This window comes from Nocardioides sp. NPDC059952, from assembly GCF_042730435.1.
GTDB lineage: Bacteria > Actinomycetota > Actinomycetes > Propionibacteriales > Nocardioidaceae > Nocardioides.
On the sequence record NZ_JBHWLY010000058.1, the window covers coordinates 1 to 16,895 of the forward strand.

The 16,895-nt window shown below is 69.3% G+C and carries 16 protein-coding genes and 1 pseudogene; 2 read left to right on the forward strand and 15 right to left on the reverse strand.

All coding sequences use genetic code 11. The features are described from left to right. Positions 1 to 124: 124 nt before the first annotated feature. Positions 125 to 2,710 (reverse strand): ATP-dependent chaperone ClpB, encoded by a 2,586-nt coding sequence (clpB, locus tag ACFV9G_RS22015; protein ID WP_378729881.1) that lies wholly within the window; start codon positions 2,708 to 2,710, stop codon positions 125 to 127. Between the two features lie 156 nt (positions 2,711 to 2,866). Here clpB and ACFV9G_RS22020 point away from each other — a divergent pair, with 156 nt between their 5' ends. Both ACFV9G_RS22020 and ACFV9G_RS22025 read left to right on the forward strand, forming a co-directional pair. Further along, entirely contained in the window at positions 2,867 to 3,289 is a 423-nt protein-coding gene (locus ACFV9G_RS22020; RefSeq protein ID WP_378729883.1) for a hypothetical protein, read from the forward strand. Beyond that, positions 3,289 to 3,531 carry a hypothetical protein gene (locus tag ACFV9G_RS22025; RefSeq protein ID WP_378729885.1) on the forward strand — a complete coding sequence of 81 codons (243 nt, stop codon included), beginning with the start codon at positions 3,289 to 3,291 and terminating at the stop codon, positions 3,529 to 3,531. Before ACFV9G_RS22020 ends, ACFV9G_RS22025 begins: the two co-directional genes overlap by 1 nt. Before the next feature lie 45 nt (positions 3,532 to 3,576). On the opposite strand, the gene ACFV9G_RS22030 is transcribed toward ACFV9G_RS22025, so the two are convergent. The 14 genes and pseudogenes from ACFV9G_RS22030 to ACFV9G_RS22095 all read right to left on the reverse strand — a co-directional run. Beyond that, positions 3,577 to 4,083 (reverse strand): hypothetical protein, encoded by a 507-nt coding sequence (locus ACFV9G_RS22030; RefSeq protein WP_378729887.1) that lies wholly within the window; start codon positions 4,081 to 4,083, stop codon positions 3,577 to 3,579. After that, positions 4,080 to 4,676, reverse strand: coding sequence for a hypothetical protein (locus ACFV9G_RS22035; RefSeq protein WP_378729889.1), 597 nt, complete (start codon positions 4,674 to 4,676; stop codon positions 4,080 to 4,082). The genes ACFV9G_RS22030 and ACFV9G_RS22035 overlap by 4 nt, the downstream gene beginning before the upstream one ends. Beyond that, a complete protein-coding gene (locus ACFV9G_RS22040; protein ID WP_378729891.1) occupies positions 4,673 to 5,818 on the reverse strand; it encodes an MlaD family protein in 1,146 nt (381 codons plus the stop codon). Before ACFV9G_RS22040 ends, ACFV9G_RS22035 begins: the two co-directional genes overlap by 4 nt. Further along, complete coding sequence (locus tag ACFV9G_RS22045) at positions 5,818 to 7,173, reverse strand: MCE family protein (protein WP_378729893.1); 1,356 nt, start codon at positions 7,171 to 7,173, stop codon at positions 5,818 to 5,820. The genes ACFV9G_RS22040 and ACFV9G_RS22045 overlap by 1 nt, the downstream gene beginning before the upstream one ends. Continuing rightward, positions 7,173 to 8,201 carry an MCE family protein gene (locus ACFV9G_RS22050; RefSeq protein WP_378729895.1) on the reverse strand — a complete coding sequence of 343 codons (1,029 nt, stop codon included), beginning with the start codon at positions 8,199 to 8,201 and terminating at the stop codon, positions 7,173 to 7,175. The genes ACFV9G_RS22045 and ACFV9G_RS22050 overlap by 1 nt, the downstream gene beginning before the upstream one ends. Further along, positions 8,198 to 9,211: an MCE family protein gene (locus ACFV9G_RS22055; protein ID WP_378729897.1), complete on the reverse strand. Its 1,014-nt coding sequence runs from the start codon at positions 9,209 to 9,211 to the stop codon at positions 8,198 to 8,200. Before ACFV9G_RS22055 ends, ACFV9G_RS22050 begins: the two co-directional genes overlap by 4 nt. Beyond that, a complete protein-coding gene (locus ACFV9G_RS22060) occupies positions 9,211 to 10,242 on the reverse strand; it encodes an MCE family protein (RefSeq protein ID WP_378729899.1) in 1,032 nt (343 codons plus the stop codon). Before ACFV9G_RS22060 ends, ACFV9G_RS22055 begins: the two co-directional genes overlap by 1 nt. Continuing rightward, a complete protein-coding gene (locus tag ACFV9G_RS22065; RefSeq protein ID WP_378729901.1) occupies positions 10,239 to 11,516 on the reverse strand; it encodes an MCE family protein in 1,278 nt (425 codons plus the stop codon). The genes ACFV9G_RS22060 and ACFV9G_RS22065 overlap by 4 nt, the downstream gene beginning before the upstream one ends. Then, on the reverse strand, positions 11,513 to 12,355 hold the full coding sequence (locus tag ACFV9G_RS22070; protein WP_378729903.1) for an MlaE family ABC transporter permease: 843 nt from the start codon (positions 12,353 to 12,355) through the stop codon (positions 11,513 to 11,515). Before ACFV9G_RS22070 ends, ACFV9G_RS22065 begins: the two co-directional genes overlap by 4 nt. Position 12,356: 1 nt before the next feature. Next, positions 12,357 to 13,106 carry an ABC transporter permease gene (locus ACFV9G_RS22075; protein WP_091046262.1) on the reverse strand — a complete coding sequence of 250 codons (750 nt, stop codon included), beginning with the start codon at positions 13,104 to 13,106 and terminating at the stop codon, positions 12,357 to 12,359. Between the two features lie 573 nt (positions 13,107 to 13,679). Next, positions 13,680 to 14,123, reverse strand: a pseudogene (locus ACFV9G_RS22080) (ABC transporter ATP-binding protein); the annotation flags it as partial. A 194-nt stretch (positions 14,124 to 14,317) separates the two neighbouring features. Then, entirely contained in the window at positions 14,318 to 15,307 is a 990-nt protein-coding gene (locus ACFV9G_RS22085; RefSeq protein ID WP_378729905.1) for a 1-aminocyclopropane-1-carboxylate deaminase/D-cysteine desulfhydrase, read from the reverse strand. A gap of 41 nt (positions 15,308 to 15,348) precedes the next feature. Next, a complete protein-coding gene (locus ACFV9G_RS22090; protein WP_378729907.1) occupies positions 15,349 to 16,638 on the reverse strand; it encodes a helix-turn-helix domain-containing protein in 1,290 nt (429 codons plus the stop codon). Next, on the reverse strand, positions 16,635 to 16,895 hold a 261-nt coding region (locus ACFV9G_RS22095), incomplete at its 5' end, for a hypothetical protein (protein WP_378729909.1). The genes ACFV9G_RS22095 and ACFV9G_RS22090, both read right to left, overlap by 4 nt.

Consider the following 16,895-nt stretch of genomic DNA (forward strand, 5'->3'; position numbering starts at 1 on the left):
GTGGGCATCTGGATGCCCACTCGGCCGACCGGGGTGACGCCTCCGCGCTTCGCGCGGTCACTCCCTCGCTCGGCGCGCGCGGACGAGCAAGCTCGCCGCTCGACCTCGCTCCGGTCGTCTCGGCTCAGGTGTTCAGGGTGAGGCCGTCGCCATCGCGGTCGACGGTGACCTGGCCACCGTCGGTCACCTCGCCGCCGATGAGCTTCCGGGCGAGCGGGTCGCCGATGGCGGACTGGATGAGGCGACGCAGCGGCCGGGCGCCGTACGCCGGGTCGTAGCCGGTCTCGGCCAGCCACTCCCGAGCCTCCGGGGTGACGGAGATCGAGATGCGGCGGGCGGCCAGGCGCTTCTCGAGCAGACCGAGCTGGATGTCGACGATCTTGGTGAGGTCGGCCAGCGAGAGGGCATCGAACATGACGACCTCGTCGAGTCGGTTGAGGAACTCCGGCTTGAACGACGCCCGGACCACGGCCATGACCGACTCGTGCTTCTCGTGCTCGTCCATGATCGGGTCGACCAGGAAGGCCGAACCGAGGTTGGAGGTGAGGATGAGGAGCGTGTTGCGGAAGTCGACCGTGCGACCCTGACCGTCGGTCAGCCGCCCGTCGTCGAGCACCTGCAGCAGGATGTCGAAGACCTCGGGGTGAGCCTTCTCGACCTCGTCGAGCAGCACCACCGAGTAGGGGCGGCGCCGCACCGCCTCGGTCAGCTGACCACCCTCGTCGTAGCCGACGTAGCCCGGAGGAGCACCGACCAGCCGGGCGACCGAGTGCTTCTCGGAGTATTCGGACATGTCGATGCGTACGATCGCGCGCTCGTCGTCGAAGAGGAAGTCGGCGAGCGACTTGGCGAGCTCGGTCTTACCGGTGCCGGTCGGGCCCAGGAAGAGGAACGAGCCGGTGGGGCGGTTGGGGTCGGCGATCCCGGCACGCGAGCGGCGCACCGCATCGGCGACGGCGGTGACGGCGGACTTCTGCCCGATCAGCCGGCGACCGATCTCGGTCTCCATCTCGAGCAGCTTGGCCTGCTCGCCCTGGAGCATCTTGCCGGTCGGGATGCCGGTCCAGGCCTCGACGACCTCGGCGATCTGCTGGGCAGCGACCTCTTCACCGACCAGCCGGTCGGTGACCTCGTCCTCGACCTCGGCGGCCTCGGCGATCTGCCGCTCGAGCTCGGGGATGCGACCGTAGAGGATCTCCGAGGCCTCCCCCAGCGAACCCTCGCGCTGGAGCCGCTCGGCCTCGCTGCGCAGCGCGTCGAGCTGCTTGCGCAGGGCACCCTCGCCCTCGAGCGAAGCCTTCTCCTGCTCCCAGCGTGCCTCCAGCCCGCGCAGCTCCTCCTCCTTGTCGGCGAGCTCCTTGCGCAGCGCCGCGTGGCGCTCGAGCGAGGCGTCGTCGGACTCCTTGGAGAGCGCGAACTCCTCCATCTTCAGCCGGTCGACGGCGCGCCGGAGCTGGTCGATCTCCTCGGGAGACGACTCGATCTCCATCCGCAGCCGGGAGGCCGCCTCGTCGATGAGGTCGATCGCCTTGTCGGGCAGCTGCCGCCCGGTGATGTAGCGGTCGGACAGGGTCGCGGCGGTCACCAGGGCGGCATCGGTGATGCGGACACCGTGGTGGGCCTCGTACTTCTCCTGGATGCCGCGCAGGATCTGCACCGTGTCCTCGACCGAGGGCTCGCCGACGAAGACCTGTTGGAAGCGGCGCTCCAGGGCCGGGTCCTTCTCGATGCGCTCGCGGTATTCGTCGAGCGTGGTCGCACCGATCATGTGCAGCTCACCGCGCGCGAGCATCGGCTTGAGCATGTTGCTGGCGTCCATCGCCGAGTCGCCGCCGGCGCCCGCGCCGACGACGGTGTGGAGCTCGTCGATGAAGGTGATGACCTGGCCCTCGGCGGCCTTGATCTCCTCCAGGACGGCCTTGAGCCGCTCCTCGAACTGGCCGCGGTACTGCGCCCCGGCGACCATCGCCGCCAGATCGAGCGACAGGAGGCGGCGACCCTTCAGCGAGTCGGGTACGTCACCGGCGATGATCCGCTGGGCGAGCCCTTCGACGACGGCCGTCTTGCCGACGCCGGGCTCGCCGATGAGCACCGGGTTGTTCTTGGTGCGCCGCGAGAGCACCTGGATGACGCGGCGGATCTCGGAGTCACGGCCGATGACCGGGTCGAGCTTGCCGCGCTCGGCGGCCTCGGTGAGGTCCTGGGAGTACTTCTCGAGCGCCTCGTAGGAGTCCTCGGCATCCTGCGAGGTCACCCGGCGGTTGCCGCGGACCGCCTTCAGCGTCTCGCGCAGCCCCTTCTCGGTGAGCCCGGCGCCCTTGAGCACCTTCTGCGCCGACGACTCGACCGTGGCCAGCGAGATCAGCAGATGCTCGGTGGCGGCGTAGTCGTCCTTCAGGGACGTGGCCAGCGTGATCGCGCCGGCCAGGACACGGGTCAGCCCACCGGAGGCAGCAGGCTGCTGCACCGTGGACCCGCTGGCACGCGGGAGCCCGGCGAGATCGGCGGCCGCCGCTCGCGACAGCTCCTCGGCGTCCACACCGGACTTGGTGACCATCGACGTCGCGGTGCCCTCGTCCTGCTGCAGCAGCGCGGCGAGCAGGTGGATCGGCTCGGTCGTGGTGTTGCCCGCCGTCGTGGCGGACAGCTGCGCGGCCTCGATCGCCTCGCGAGCCTTGGTGGTGAACTTGTCTGCCGAAAACTGGCTCATCTGTGTCTGCACCCCTCCTGTGGACGCGCTCAAGTGTGTCGCGAGTGCTTCTCACCCGCATCTATCTCAACACAACCAAAGTTGAGTCTGTTCCACTCAAGTTTGACATTTCTATATTGTGCGGCGGCGGTCCAAGCGATCGGGCACACTCCTCCCGTGGACTCCCGAGGCGCCGTGCGCGACCAGCTCGCCGCGCGGCAGCGCGAGGTCCTCGACGACCTGCTGGCGGGACGTACGCCACCAGGGTTCGAGGCCGCCGGGACGACCGCGACGACCCGGGTGCTGCACCACAAGCGCTCCTCGGCCGCGCACCACGCCGCCCCCGAGCTCGACCTGCTCCCGGACTGGCGCGCCCGCTTCCACGCCTGGGCCGCGCAGCATCCCCAGCAGGGCTGCGCCCACGATGACGTACGCGACTTCCTGACCACCATCGGCGCCGACTGGCTCCGTCTGCACGAGGTCCATGAGGGCCGACGGCGCATCGCTCTCACCACGATCGCCGGGCGCCGGGTGCTCACCGTCGGTCTCGGCCCACAGATCTGGCACCTCACCCGCCGCACCTGGAAACGGAGCTCCTGATGAACCTCACGGACACATTCGGCATCCTCGTCTTCGTCGCCCTGGGCATCTTGATCGTGACCCAGGTCGCGATCAGCATCGCCCGTGGTAAGCGACGCCGAGGCCCCAGGAGGCGCAGCGGCAGCAGCTGCAGCTCGAGCTCATGTGGTTCCGGCTCCGCTTACGACTCCGACAACGGTCACCACCATTCCTGCAACAGCTCCTCCTGCGGCTCGAGCTGCGGCGGCGGAGGCGGCGACTGACAGTCCTGATGCCGAGTCGGCTCGTCATGACGAGCCGACTCGGCGTCAGAAGAGGTCGAGGGCGGTGACCTTCCACTGGCCGTCGACCTTGGCGGCCTCGACGGCGATCTGGGCGGCGGAGATGGACGACTCCTTGTCGGTCGAGCGCTGCGAGGCCTGATCGAGGAAGACCAGGAGCGAAGCGGAGTCGGCGTCGAGGGACTTGACCGCGGCGACCTGGACCTGGGCGCTGAGCACGAGCTTCTGACCGGGGGCCTTCTTCTGGAGCTGCTTGAAGAGGAGGTCGTACTCCTTGCGGGCGTCGCCGGCGAGGAACTCGTCGGCCGCGGCAGCGGTCGGCGAGGGGTCGGCGAAGTCGTAGGAGAAGACCTGGAGCAGGCCGGTGGAGACGGCCGACTGCACCTCGGTGGTGGCCTCGGCGTCGACGACGGCGCGGTTGCCGACGTGGTCGGTGCCGCGCTCCCGGTCGGCCTGCCAGAACGCTCCCAGCCCGAGGATCAGGGCGAGCGCGGCGAGGAAGGGCGCCCAGCGGCGTACGAGAGAAGTGCTCATGACATGTTCACCGCTACCTGCTCGAGGCTCTCCAGGAGCCAGTCGTCGCCGACCTTGACCAGATCGGCCGCGAACCTGTTGCGCTTCACGGTCGGCTCGGCGTCCTCGCCGGAGGCCGAGCCGTCGCGGACCGTGATCTCGACCGCCGCGATCACGGTCGCGCTGTCGTCGTCGAGCTCGGTCACGGCGGCGTCCATCACCGATCCGGTCGAGATCTTCTCCTGCTCCGCGAGGACCTTGCGGTCCTCCTCCGAGACGCTGGTCAGCTGGTCGTGCAGGGTGCCGGTGGTGACGGCGGCCCACCCCTTCAACCCCTCGTCCACCGTGCGGTAGTCGAGCGAGTTGAGGGTCTCGATGTGGCTGGTCGCGACGATCAGCACCCGGTCGCGGCGGGCGGCCTCGTCCACCATCTCCTGGTCGTGTCCGGTCGCGCGCCACCAGGTCAAGGCCCCGGCAACCAGGACGGCCAGCGCCACCAGCGGCAGCACCCAGGCGAGCACCCGGTCGCGCCTCGACGGCGGCTCGGGTGCGTCCTTCTCGACCACCGACACCTCCGTCCGAGTCTCTGTTGGATTCTCCGTCGTCGCGCTCATCGCTCCCCCATCAGTCCGGCGAGCGTGGTGGGGACGCTAACCGTCCCCGGCTCGGCTGTCTCGGTCTTCGTGGTTTTCGGATCGGGTACGGCGGCACACCCCGCCGCGGTGTTGAACGGCTTGCCCTTGCTCACATCGGTGCCGGCCCGCAGGTCGGTGCCCTCATACCCGGAGACGCAGGCGGGCGGGTTGAAGAACGACGGCATCAGGCTCAGCCGTGGCCCGTTGGAGGTGTTGATCGCCCAGCCGATGCTGACCGCCTCCGGCACGGTCACGAAGGTCGACTCGAGCGCGGCCGCGTTCGTCCCGAAGAGCGTCGCGGGCGTGACCAGGTTGCTCATCAGGATCCCGAGCGGCTGACCGACCTCCTTGACCAGCAGCGAGATCTCGGCGGCCGAGCCGGGCGCGGCCCCGATCAGGTCGCGCAGGTCCTTGTCGGAATCAGCAAGGGTCTCCGAGAAGAGAGCGAGGTCGTTGCTCCACGCCTTGATGCTGGACGCCGACTCCTCCTGTGTCACGAGCACCTGGTCGGAGTTGCGGATCAGGCTCGCCGAGACCAGGAAGTTGCGGTCGGCCTCCTGCTGGAACGACAGCGAGGTGTCGACCAGCTTCCGCAGGTCGGAGCCGGCCCCCTGGGACAGCAGGTAGGACTCGTCGATCGTCGTCACCAGCGCCTCCTCGGGCACCGAGGCGACGAAGTCGCGGCCGGTCTCGATGACCTGGGAGGCGTCGTACGGCAACGCCTCCTCCCCCGCGCTCAGTCGGTCGCCGTCGGAGAGCCGGGCGGAGCCCACCGCGCCACCGCGGAGGTCCAGATACTGCTCGCCGATCGCCGACCGGTTGGCGACCTTCACGGTGACGTCCTCGGGGATGGCGGGCGCGTCGCCCTCGATCTCCAGCACGGCACGTACGCCGTCGGAGCCTGCCTCCAGGGAGGTCACCTCCCCCACGGGCACCCCGCGGTAGGTCACCTCCGAGTTGACGAAGAGCCCGCCGCCCTCGGGCAGCGAGACGTCGACGCGGTAGGGCTCGTCGAACAGGTCCAGGCCGACGTAGCGGGCCCCGACATAGCTCGTGCCCACGAGCGCGAGGGCGACGAAGAGCCCGAGCTTGACGCGTACGCCTCCGGTCAGCCGTTGCATCAGTCGCTCCCTTCCACGGAGCCGGCGTCGCTCGCCGTGCCTTCCGGCGAGGTCTCGGAGGTCGCCGACCCCGATCCGGTCGGTGACTCCACCGGCGACTCGGAGGGGTCGGACGGAGAGGACGAGGGTGACGAGGACCCGGACTCCGACGGATCCGAGGAGGACGAGGAAGAGCCGGGATCGGAGGGCAGGATCGACTCCCCCGGGATCGACGGCGACGACGATCCCGGCACCGGCGAACTGGTCGACGGCAGGAGTCCGGGCGGTGTGCCCGGCGACCCGGACTGGGAGCTGACCGAGCCGCCGGACCCGCCTTCGACCGCCGGTTGCAGCCAATCGCAGCCCTTGGACTGGCAGCCGGCAGGAGTACGGAAGTTCGTGATCATGAACAGGTTCATGTAGTCGCCGCGGATCGCGTTGAGCACCTCGTCGGGGAACGGGTAGGTGAAGAGGATCTCGAGCGCGTAGGGCAGGTCGGAGCCGGCCTTGGCGAGCTGGTCGAGGATCGGGTCGAGCAGCTTCAGGTCGGCGACGATGTCGTCCTGGGCCTCGTCCAGCGTGCTGATGGTGACCTTGGAGAGCTTGTCGAGCGCCTCCAGCATCGCGACCAGCTGCGGACGCTGGTCGACGAGCACCTGCATCCCCGGGGAGAGCCCCTCCAGGGCACCTGCGATCTTGGCCTTGTCCTTCTCCAGCGTGACCGCGAGCTCGTTGAGCGACTCGATCGCGGAGGTGATCGAGGCCGAGCGCGAGTCGAGGACCGAGACGAACCGGTCCATCTCGGTCAGGAAGGCCTTGATCTCCTCCGGCCGGCCGTCGGAGATCTTCTGCATCTCACGGGAGATCTCCTGGAACTGCGCGATCCCGCCACTGTTGAGCACCATCGACAGAGCCCCGAGCACCTCCTCGACCTGCGCGGCCGCCTCGGTGTCGCCACGACCGACGACGGAGCCGTCGCCCAGGGGCTCGCCCGCGACCGGCGTGGCGGGACGGATCAGCGCGACGTACTTCTCTCCGAGCAGCGAGGTCTGCTGCAGTCGCGCTGTGGTGCCGGCGGGCAGCGAGACGTCGTCCCTGACCACCAACGACACCCGCGCGCTGCGGCCGTCCTCGGTCAGCCGGATCTTGGAGACCCGGCCGACCGCGACGTTGTCGACCTTGACGCTGGACTGAGGAACCAGATCGAGTACGTCGCCGAACTCGGCGCTCAGCGTGATCGGATCCTCCCCCACGTCGGCGCCGCCGGGCAGCGGGGCCTCGTAGACGCCGCCGCTGACGGCACCGAGGCCGCAGCCGGAGAGGGCCAGGGTTGCCGTGGCCAGCACGGCCACGAGCGGTCTCGACAGGCGCGACATCACTGCTCCTCTCCGACACCGGGAAGCAGGACCGGTGGCGCGTCCTCGGAGGTCCGGCCGGTGAGGCCGTCGCCGGACCAGACGCTCAGCTCGTTCAGGTTGGTGCGGCCGACGAGGCTGTTGGTCGCCGGGTCATAGGCGTTGACGTACTTCTGCAGCACCAGCGGGATCGTGGCGACCGCCTCCTCGAGCGACTCGTTCTGGTCGACGAGGACCTGGGTCGGGCCCTGCAGGTTCTCGACGCTCGTGCGCATCTCGCCGCGGTTGTCCTTGATGAAGGACTCCAGCAGCGCGAGCGCCTCGCCGAGGTTGCCGACCGCGGAGGCCAGGTCGTCGCGGTCCTCGGCGAGATACTCGGTGACCTGCGCGAACCGGCGGTTGGCGTCCTCGACCCCGTCGTCGTGCTCGAGCAGGGTCTTGTTGAAGGTGTCGAGGTTCTCGACGGTGGCGAAGAAGTCCTGGTCGATGTCGGCCAGGGTCGCCGACGCGTCGGCGCCTTCCCGGATCACCTGGTTGATGTCGGCACCCTGGCCGTCGAGGTTGGCCGCCATCACCTCGAGGAACCGGGAGAGCGCGCCGTTCTTGTTGGCTCCGTTGGGACCGAGCTGATCGCCCGCCTCGGTCAGCGAGGCGTAGAGGTCGTCGATCTCGACGGGCACCGCGGTCTCTTCGATGACGGTGCCGTCGCGGAGCTCGGGCCCGTCGACGTACGGCTCGGTGAGCTGGACGAAGCGGTCCGAGACCAGCGTCGGAGCGACGATCACGGCCGAGGTGTCGGCCGCGGCGGTCTGGCCGGGGTCGAGGGTCATCGAGACCTTCACGTGCTCGCCGGCGGGCGTCACCGAGGTGACCTCGCCGACCGGAACGCCGAGAACCTGCACGTCGGAGCCGGGATAGAGCCCCACGGAGGCCTCGAAGAGCGCGGAGAACGTCGTGCCCTTCCGCCCCTCCTCGATGCCGTACGCAGCACCCCACCCGACCGCGCCCACGGCGGCGACCACGAGGAACCCGGCGAGGATCCGTCTCATCTCTTCCCTCCCGGGTTGCAGTCGCGCTGGACGTCGTTGTCGAGCACCGGCGCGTTGTTCTCGTCGAAGAGGCCGCAGCCGTAGACGTCGATCCAGGGCCCGTTGCTCATCGAGGCGCCGATCACCCGGTAGTAGGCGCCGATCTGGGAGAGCGCCTTGTCGAGGTGGTCCTGGTTGCGCTGCAGGATCTCGGAGACCTGATCGAGCTTCTGCAACGCCGGCTGGAGGCGCTTCTGGTTGTCCTCGACCAGTCCGGTGACCTGCTTGGCGAGGTCGTCGGTGTAGGTGAGCATCTGGTGGATCGCCTGCCGTCGGGCGGCGAGCTCCTCGAGCAGCTTGTCGCCGTCCTCGATCAGGAGCCCGATCTCCTCGTTGCGCTCGGCGAGGGTGCCGGTGACCTCGGTCGTCGTCCTCATCAGCTCGGCCAGCTCCTGGTCCCGCGAGGAGATCGTGCGGGAGATCCGGGTGAGGCCGGAGACCATGCCGCGTACGTCCTCGGGGGTGTCCTCGAAGACCACCGAGAGGGCGTCCATCGACTCCTCGACCTGGGCCATGTCGATCTCCCCGACGGTGGTGGAAAGGTCGGAGAAGGCCGCGTTGACGTCGTAGGGGGTCGTGGTCCGCGAGACCGGGATCGGCTCGCGGAGACGACCCGAGCCGCCCGGGTCCAGGGCGAGGAACTTGCGCCCGAGCAGCGTCTTCACCTTGATCGACGCGGTGGTCTGCGAGCCGAGCGAGACGTCCTTGGCCCGGAACCTGATCAGCACCTTGTCGCCGTCGAGCTCGAGCTCGGAGACCTCGCCGACCTTCACCCCGGCGACCCGCGCCTCGTCACCGGGACGTATCCCGGCGGCCTCGGCGAAGTAGGCCTCGTAGGTGTCGCCACCGCCGATGACGGGGAGGTCCTCGGCATAGAAGGTGACGAAGAAGACGCCGGTCATGGCCAGGATCCCGACCACGGCGATGACGATCTTGTTGCGTTCGGCGAACGACTTCGGATAGCGGGCCATCATTGGCACCTTCCTGCCGGCGAGTCCACGCCGAGGTCGCCGTAGTAGCCCTCGGGTTTCGGGATCCGCCCGTCGATGGAGCAGATGTAGAAGTTGAGCCACCCTCCGTAGGTGGCCATCCGGCCGATCTGGTCGGTCTTCTGGGGCATGGTGGTCAGGAACTTCGTCAGCGCCTCGTCGTTCTCGGCGAGGTTCTCCGAGACGTCGCCGAGCGAGTCGATCGAGTCACGCAGCGGCTCTCGGCCCTCCTCCAGCAGTCCGGTGACGCTCTGGGAGAGCTCGCCCATCCCCTCGATGGTCGAGCCGAGCGTCTTCCTGTCGGCGGCCAGCCCGGAGACCAGCCGCTGCAGCGTCACCAGGGTCGTGTCGAGCATCCCGGTGCGCTGGCTGACCACCTCGAGGACCGAGTTGAGGTTGGTGATCAGGTCGCCGATCACCTGGTCGCGGTCGGCGAGGGTCGAGGTCAGCGAGGCCGTCGAGGAGAGCAGCGACTCCACCGTCGCACCCTCGCCCTGGAAGACCGCGATGATCTGGGCGCTGAGGTTGTTGACGTCCTCGGGGTTCAGGAACTTGAACAGCGGCTGGAAGCCGTTGAACAGCATCGTCAGGTCCAGCGCCGGCTGGGTCTCGTCGAGCGAGAACGTGTAGCCGGACCTGAGCGGGTCGCCGCCCGGGGCGCCCGGCTCGAGTGCGATATACCGCTGCCCGATCAGGTTGCGGAAGCGCAGCTCCGCCCGGGTCCCCTCGACCATCGGCGCGGACTCGGCCGCGGTGAAGACGACCTCGGCGGTGTCGTTGTGATGCAGCCCGATGGACTGGACGGTGCCGATCTTCACCCCCGCCATCCGCACGTCGTCGCCCTTGTTGAGGCTGGTCACGTCGGTGAAGAGCGCCGTGAACGTGCGCCCCGACGAGGTCGATCCGTTGGAGATCGTCGTCGCCAGCGCTGCCATCGCCAGGACCGTGACCAGCGCGAAGACCACCGACTTGGTGAGCGTCACCGCGACCGAGCCGCCGTTGCCGGTTCTCATCGCACGATCACCTCCGTGCCTCGCAGGGTCGGGCCGAGCAGCAGGCTCGACCAGGTCGGATACTCATCAGGTGCCATGCCTTCCGCTGGTGCCATCACCTCGGCGATCAGCTGGTTCTCGCCCTCGGAGTTCTGCTCGCCGAGGCCCGTGGTCGCCCCGAAGGTGCGCACCCGGTCCGTCGGCGGCGCCTCGATCTGCTCGGCGGTGCCGGCCGTCCCGGTGACGGCCGGCTGGCTGCCGGTCCGGCCGGTGACGTACGGGCATCGGGGGCCGCCGGTACGCAGCTTCGGGACGTAGCCCGAGGGGTAGGGCTGCCGGATGTCGGAGACGCTGACCAGCGCATGGATCCCGGGCTCGTCGGTGCCCTTGCCGAGGTTCTTGGCCATCACCGGCGCGTAGTCGCGCAGGGCGCTGAACAGGCACGGGAAGGAGGCGGCGTACGGGCTGACCGCGCGGAGCGCGTCGCGCGAGGTGTCGGAGAGCACCACGATCGTCTCGCGGTTGCGCTCGAGCCAGCGGTCGGTGTCGGCGGCCGTCGTGGTCACCGAGCGGAACGTGTCGGCGACCTGTCGCTGCTGGTCGACAAGGGTCTCGGCGGTCACCGTCATGGTGTCCAGCGCGTCCAGCAGGTCCGGCGCGGCCTCCTCGTAGTGGCCCGCGACCCGGCCGAGCGCGGCCAGGTCGTCGGCCATCTGCGGCACCAGCGGGTTGAGCTTCCGCAGGTAGTCCGCCCAGGCCGAGAAGACCTCGCCGATGTCGTCGCCGTTGTCACGCAGCATCGTGGCCAGCTCGCTCAGCGTCGCGTTGAGCTTGTGGGGCTGGATCGCCTTGAGCACCGGAAGCAGCTCGTCGAGGACCTGCTCCAGCTCGACCGCCTCGTCCGAGCGGTCCTGCTCGATGACGTCGCCGGCCGACAGCTCCGGCCCCGAGGCCGGTTGCAGCGCGACGTACCGCTCCCCGAAGAGGGTCTTGGGCAGCAGCCTCGCGGTGGTGTCGGCCGAGAGATCGGAGAGTACGTCCGGCTCCAGCGCCAGGGTCAGCTCGGCGCCACCCTCGCGGGCCGAGACGGTGCGGACGGTGCCGACCGGCACGCCGCGGAGCTTGACGTCCGAGCCCTCCTGGAGCGCATTGCCCAAGGTGCCGGTCGTCAGGGTCACCTCGGAGCGGTCGACGAAGGTCTGGTCGTAGGCGAGCCAGGCGCCGAGCGCCACCGCCGCGACGACGGCCAGGTAGCACAGGCCGAGGAACGCGTCCCGAAGTCGAGAGAGGCTCATCCCGCGATCCTCACCGTCGTGGTGGCGCCCCACATCGCCATCGAGAGGGCGAGGTCGAGCAGCGCGACGACCACGATGGTCCGCCGCACCGAGCGCCCGACCGCGATCCCGACCCCGGACGGCCCGCCGCTGGCGTAGAAGCCCAGCCGGCAGTGGATCAGGATGATGAGGATCGAGAAGATCAGCACCTTCCCGAACGACAGCAGGATGTCGATGGGCGGCAGGAAGAGCTGGAAGTAGTGGTCGTACGTCCCGGCCGACTGCCCGTGGAAGTAGACCGTCACGATCCGCGACCCCGCATAGGAGGTCAGCAGCCCGACGACGTAGAGCGGGATGATCGCCACGAAGCCGGCGACCACGCGGGTGGAGACCAGGTAAGGGATCGTGCCCAGGCCCATCACCTTGACCGCGTCGATCTCCTCGTTGATCCGCATCGCACCGAGCTGGGCGGTGAACCCGGCACCGACGGTCGCGCTCATGGCCAGCGCGGCCACCAGCGGCGCGATCTCGCGGGTGTTGAAGTAGGCGGAGATGAACCCGTTGAGCGTCGAGGTGCCGATCTGGTCGAGCGCTGCGTACCCCTGCATGCCGACGACCGTGCCGACGAAGATGCTCATCCCCGTCATCACCCCGATGGTGCCGCCGATGACCGCGAGCGCGCCGGTGCCGAAGGAGACCTCGGAGAGGATCCGGAGGATCTCGCGGGGGTAGTGCCGGATCGCGACCGGGATCCCCACGAGCACCTTACCGTAGAACCGGATGTCCTTCCCGGTCTGCACCAGCCCATCCAGGGAGCGGTCCAGCCGCGACCGCTTCTTGACCACGTCGACGGTCGCCATGTCAGGCCCCCTTCCCGGGAACGAGCTCGAGATAGAGCGTCGTGATCACGAAGTTCACGAAGAAGAGGAGCAGGAAGGTGACCACGACCGACTGGTTGACCGCCTCCCCCACCCCCTTCGGCCCGGGCTTGGTGTTGAGCCCGCGGAACGCGGCGACGAGGCCGGCGATCAGCCCGAAGAGCACCGCCTTGAGCTCACCCACCCACAGGTCGGAGAGCTGGGCGAGGGCGGTGAACGAGGAGAGGTACGCCCCGGGCGTCCCGCCCTGGATGATGACGTTGAAGAAGTAGCCGCCGAGGACGCCGACGACGCTGACCAGGCCGTTGAGCAGGACGGCGGCGAGCACGCAGGCGAGAACCCGTGGCACCACGAGCGCCTGGATCGGATCGACCGCGATCACCCGCATCGCATCGATCTCGTCCCGGATCGTCCGGGACCCGAGGTCGGCGCAGATCGCCGCTCCGCCGGCTCCCGCGATCACCAGCGAGGTCACGATCGGGGCCGCCTGCTGTACGACGGCGAGGACCGAGGCGGCGCCGGTGAACGACTGCGCCCCGATCTGCACCGTCAGGGTGCCGAGCTGCAGCGCGATCACCGCTCCGAACGGGATCGCGACCAGCATCGCCGGGATCCAGGAGACCGAGGTGACGAACCAGAACTGGTCGAGCAGCTCGCGGGCCGCGAACGGCCGGCGGAACGCCGCCCGGAAGGTGTCCAGGCCCAGCGCGAAGAGCGCCCCGACCTGGTCCAGCCCGCGGCTGACCGGGTCCTTGACCTTCGCTCGCGGTGCTCGGTCAACGTCGTCGTCATCGGCGGTGTAGAGCGTGGCGGCGCCGCTCGCGACCCGCTCACCGTGGCGCTCGGCCGCGGCCCGCGGGGCACCGTTGGCGGGGGCGAGCTGGCGCGGCAGCACCTCGATGGCGCGGGCCCCGGCGCGTACGGTCGCCACTCCCCCGGACGGGTAGTAGGCCTCGCCCTCGACGTAGTCGTCGTTGACGCCGTGGTCGGTCTCCTCGCTCATCCCGATCGGCCCGATCGGGTCACCGCTCATGAACTGGGAGACGACCGGGTGGTCGGTGAGCAGGAACTCCTCGCGCGGGCCGTACATCACCAGCCGGCGGCGGTAGAGCATGCCGAGGTTGTCCGGCAAGGTGCGGGCCAGCTCGATGTTGTGGGTGACCACCAGCATGGTGGCATCGGTGGCCGCGTTGACGTCGACGAGGAGCTGGGCCAGGTTGGCCGTACGGACCGGGTCGAGCCCCGAGTCGGGCTCGTCGCACAGGATGATCGAGGGCTCGGTGACCAGCGAGCGGGCCAGGCCGGCGCGCTTGCGCATACCGCCGGAGATCTCGCCGGGCAGCTTGTGCTCCTGCCCGAGCAGCCCGACCAGGTCGAGCTTGTCGTTGGTGATCTGCCGGATCTCCGACTCGCGCTTCTTGGTGTGGGCCCGCAGCGGGAAGGCGACGTTGTCGAAGACGCTCATCGAGCCGAAGAGCGCACCGTCCTGGAAGAGCACCCCGAACCGCTTGCGCAGCTCCTGCCGCTGCGACTCCCGCGCCTTGACCATGTCGACCCCGTCGACCAGGCAGACCCCGGCCTCCGGCCGCAGCAGCCCCATCAGCGACTTCAGGAACACCGACTTGCCGGTGCCCGAGGGCCCCAGCAGTGCGGTGATCTCGCCCTGGGGCAGCGTGAGGGTCACGTCGCTCCAGATGTTCTGGGACCCGAAGCTCTTGGTGAGCCCGGTGACCTCCACGGTTCCGCCCATCGCGGGACCTCCCTGATCTGCCGTTGTGGGGTGTGCTTCCGACGGGACAGTACGTGTGGCTCACATCACAAGGGAGAGGGAATCGAGCCACCCGAAGAATGCGGGCCAGGATTTGTCACGCGCATGACAAATCGGCCGCCCTCGGCAGGTGGGCGTCCCGGCGGGCGAACGAAAATTCGTTCGCCCGCGTCCGGTTACTGTGCTGCCGGAGCTCGAGCGGGCTGGACGTTCGCCACCGGCCCCGCAAGAAGATCGCCTGCCGCCGAAGCGGCGATGGAGACGGTCCGTCGGGGCACATCACCCGACCCGCTGATCAGCGCCACGATCGTGGTGCCGCGGGAGAACGTTCCGCCAGCCACCTGATCGATCAGCGCGTACATCATCTTCGCCTCGTACACCCAGTCGAGCCGCAGGCCGTGCCGCTGATCGAAGTCATCGATGAAGTCATCCAGTTCCGGGGTGCGCTTCGCGTAGCCGCCGAAGTGGTAGTCGCACTCCAGTCGCCACGAACCGCACCGAGCGCCGTACACCTGCTCCTGCAGCCGGACGATGTCGTCCTCGAGGAACGCGCCACCCTTCAGGACCGGAACTCCCACGGTCGTGAGGCCAGGCGCCGCGCCCGCGGCCACGCCGGCAAGCGTCCCGCCGGTCCCCACCGCGCAGAACACGACGTCGACAGCCTCATCGAGCTCCTTGGAAAGCTCGGCGCAACCGCGTACGGCCTCGGCGTTGCTACCCCCTTCCGGGATCAGATAGAAGTCGCCGAACTCCCGATGCAACGCCTCGATCACGGCGTCAGACGACTTCGCTCGGTAGGCGGCGCGATCGAGATACGTCAGCCGCATCCCGCGCGAGACCGCGTACCGAAGCGACGGGTTCAACGGCAGATGCTCCTCACCGCGGATGACCCCGATCGACCTGAACCCGAAGTAGGCACTCACCGCAGCGGTCGCTCGGATGTGGTTGGAGTACGCCCCACCGAAGGTCAGCAGGGTCTCGAACTCCAGCTCCCGGGCAGTCGCGATGTTGTATTTCAGCTTCCGCCACTTGTTGCCAGGGATCTCCGCATGGATCAGGTCATCGCGCTTGAGCAGCACCCGCACGCCCGCCTTCGCCAGCCGGTCGTCGTCGATCTCGACGACCGGCGACGGCAGCCGAAGCTCTGCGATCAGCCGATCCTCCACCCCGCCAGCATGACAGGCGCAGATCGGACCCGTCCGAGAACTCAGCCGCAGCGCTCGAGCTCGTCCCAGTCGGCGGCGATGCCCTCGCCGGCACCGAGGGCGAAGAGGAGGAGGGTGACGAACTCGGGGTCCTGGAGACGGTTGCCGAACGCGGCCCGCAGGCGGAGCTTGTGGTTGCGGACGGTGTGTTCGTGGATGCCGAGCTCCGCGGCCAGCGCCGGAGCGTTCGCGCCGGTGAGCAACCAGAGCCGCAGCGTACGCAGCACCGCCCGCCGGTGCTCGTCCTTGAACGCCTCCAGCGGCGCGAGGGCCTCGCTCGCCTCCCAGCGCGAGAGCGTGGGGTCGGCGTTGAGCAGCAGGGCGACGTGGTGGTCGGCGCAGCGCACCACCGGGTCGGCGGGGATCACCCCGGACTCGACGAGGCCCTCCGCGCGCTCGGTCCAGCGGATCGCGGCCGGCACGTCGGCCAGCGGCACCGGCACGGTCACGAAGACAGGTCCCGTACGCGGCCACCCCCGCATCGCCGCGCCGACGGCGTCGACGTCGGCCGGGTCGGTGACCACCAGGGCGCGCCGGCCGGCGGTGTCCCACACGCACCCCTCGGGCAGGTCGATCGCGCACTCGACGGAGTCGAGCGGGGCGATGGTGTCGACCGCGCAGACCACTACAGCAGCCGGCAGCCGCCAGCTGACGCGCGCGGCGAGCTCACCGATCACCTCGGCGTCCGCCGCGCCTGCGAGACCGCGGACGAGCCGACGCCGGATCCAGCACGGATCCGCCTCGCGGTCACGGACCCCGACGGCGTACCCGCGGGCGACGTCGTCGAGCAGGATGCCCATGTAGGCGAGGAGCGAGCCGCACAGCGTCCCGCGTACGTCGTCGGGGACCAGCCCCGCGGCCTCGTGCCGGATCGCCTCGGCCGCCCGGTGGGTGGCCAGGTCGACGGCCGCCCGGAACCCGTCGAGGCTTCGCTCGGCCAGCGCCTCTCCCTTCCCCATGCCGAAGTACATCGCCGACACCGTCTCCGGGTCGGACGGGATGTTCTCGACCACGTCGGCATAGAGCTCCACGGCGCTGGCGACTGCCCTCGTGATCAGGTCCCGACGCCGCTGCGTGGGATGCCGCGAGTAGGCGGCGACCTGGCGCAGGATCTCGTCGGTGATCTGCGGGACCAGCCTGCGGCCGACCCGGCGGATGACCGCGCACTCCGTGGGCGAGACGCGCGGGGCATGGATCTTCTCGGCGAGCTGCCGCGAGGCGCTCCGGCGTGGCAGTCGTGGGTGCGGGACACGCGTTCCGGTGGTCGTCATCTGGCTCTGCGTCGAACTCATGGATCTACGACTTCTCCCCTCGATCCCCGGCCCGCGGGAGCACTGTGCTTCGTCAAGCCGGCGCACTCAGTGACGCTCATCACAGAGGAAACCGAGCCGATCAGCCAGTGCTGGAAGACCCAATCGGCATGCAGAGTGCCCTGAATTATCACGTGCATGACAAATTCGAGCCGCGGGTTTGGCGTGCGCGCCAAACCCGCCGCCGCGAGGGCCGGGTCGGCCCTCACCCCAAGGAAAAGAGACTCGACCAGCGAGGT

Bases quoted from the DNA above. Each gene is read 5' to 3' on its own strand.
- ACFV9G_RS22070 (WP_378729903.1), bottom strand. From the start codon at position 12,355: ATGGCGACCGTCGACGTGGTCAAGAAGCGGTCGCGGCTGGACCGCTCC.
- ACFV9G_RS22060 (WP_378729899.1), bottom strand. From the start codon at position 10,242: ATGAGAACCGGCAACGGCGGCTCGGTCGCGGTGACGCTCACCAAGTCG.
- clpB (WP_378729881.1), bottom strand. From the start codon at position 2,710: ATGAGCCAGTTTTCGGCAGACAAGTTCACCACCAAGGCTCGCGAGGCG.
- ACFV9G_RS22090 (WP_378729907.1), bottom strand. From the start codon at position 16,638: ATGAGTTCGACGCAGAGCCAGATGACGACCACCGGAACGCGTGTCCCG.
- ACFV9G_RS22030 (WP_378729887.1), bottom strand. From the start codon at position 4,083: ATGAGCACTTCTCTCGTACGCCGCTGGGCGCCCTTCCTCGCCGCGCTC.
- ACFV9G_RS22035 (WP_378729889.1), bottom strand. From the start codon at position 4,676: ATGAGCGCGACGACGGAGAATCCAACAGAGACTCGGACGGAGGTGTCG.
- ACFV9G_RS22050 (WP_378729895.1), bottom strand. From the start codon at position 8,201: ATGAGACGGATCCTCGCCGGGTTCCTCGTGGTCGCCGCCGTGGGCGCG.
- ACFV9G_RS22040 (WP_378729891.1), bottom strand. From the start codon at position 5,818: ATGCAACGGCTGACCGGAGGCGTACGCGTCAAGCTCGGGCTCTTCGTC.
- ACFV9G_RS22045 (WP_378729893.1), bottom strand. From the start codon at position 7,173: ATGTCGCGCCTGTCGAGACCGCTCGTGGCCGTGCTGGCCACGGCAACC.
- ACFV9G_RS22065 (WP_378729901.1), bottom strand. From the start codon at position 11,516: ATGAGCCTCTCTCGACTTCGGGACGCGTTCCTCGGCCTGTGCTACCTG.
- ACFV9G_RS22055 (WP_378729897.1), bottom strand. From the start codon at position 9,211: ATGGCCCGCTATCCGAAGTCGTTCGCCGAACGCAACAAGATCGTCATC.
- ACFV9G_RS22025 (WP_378729885.1), top strand. From the start codon at position 3,289: ATGAACCTCACGGACACATTCGGCATCCTCGTCTTCGTCGCCCTGGGC.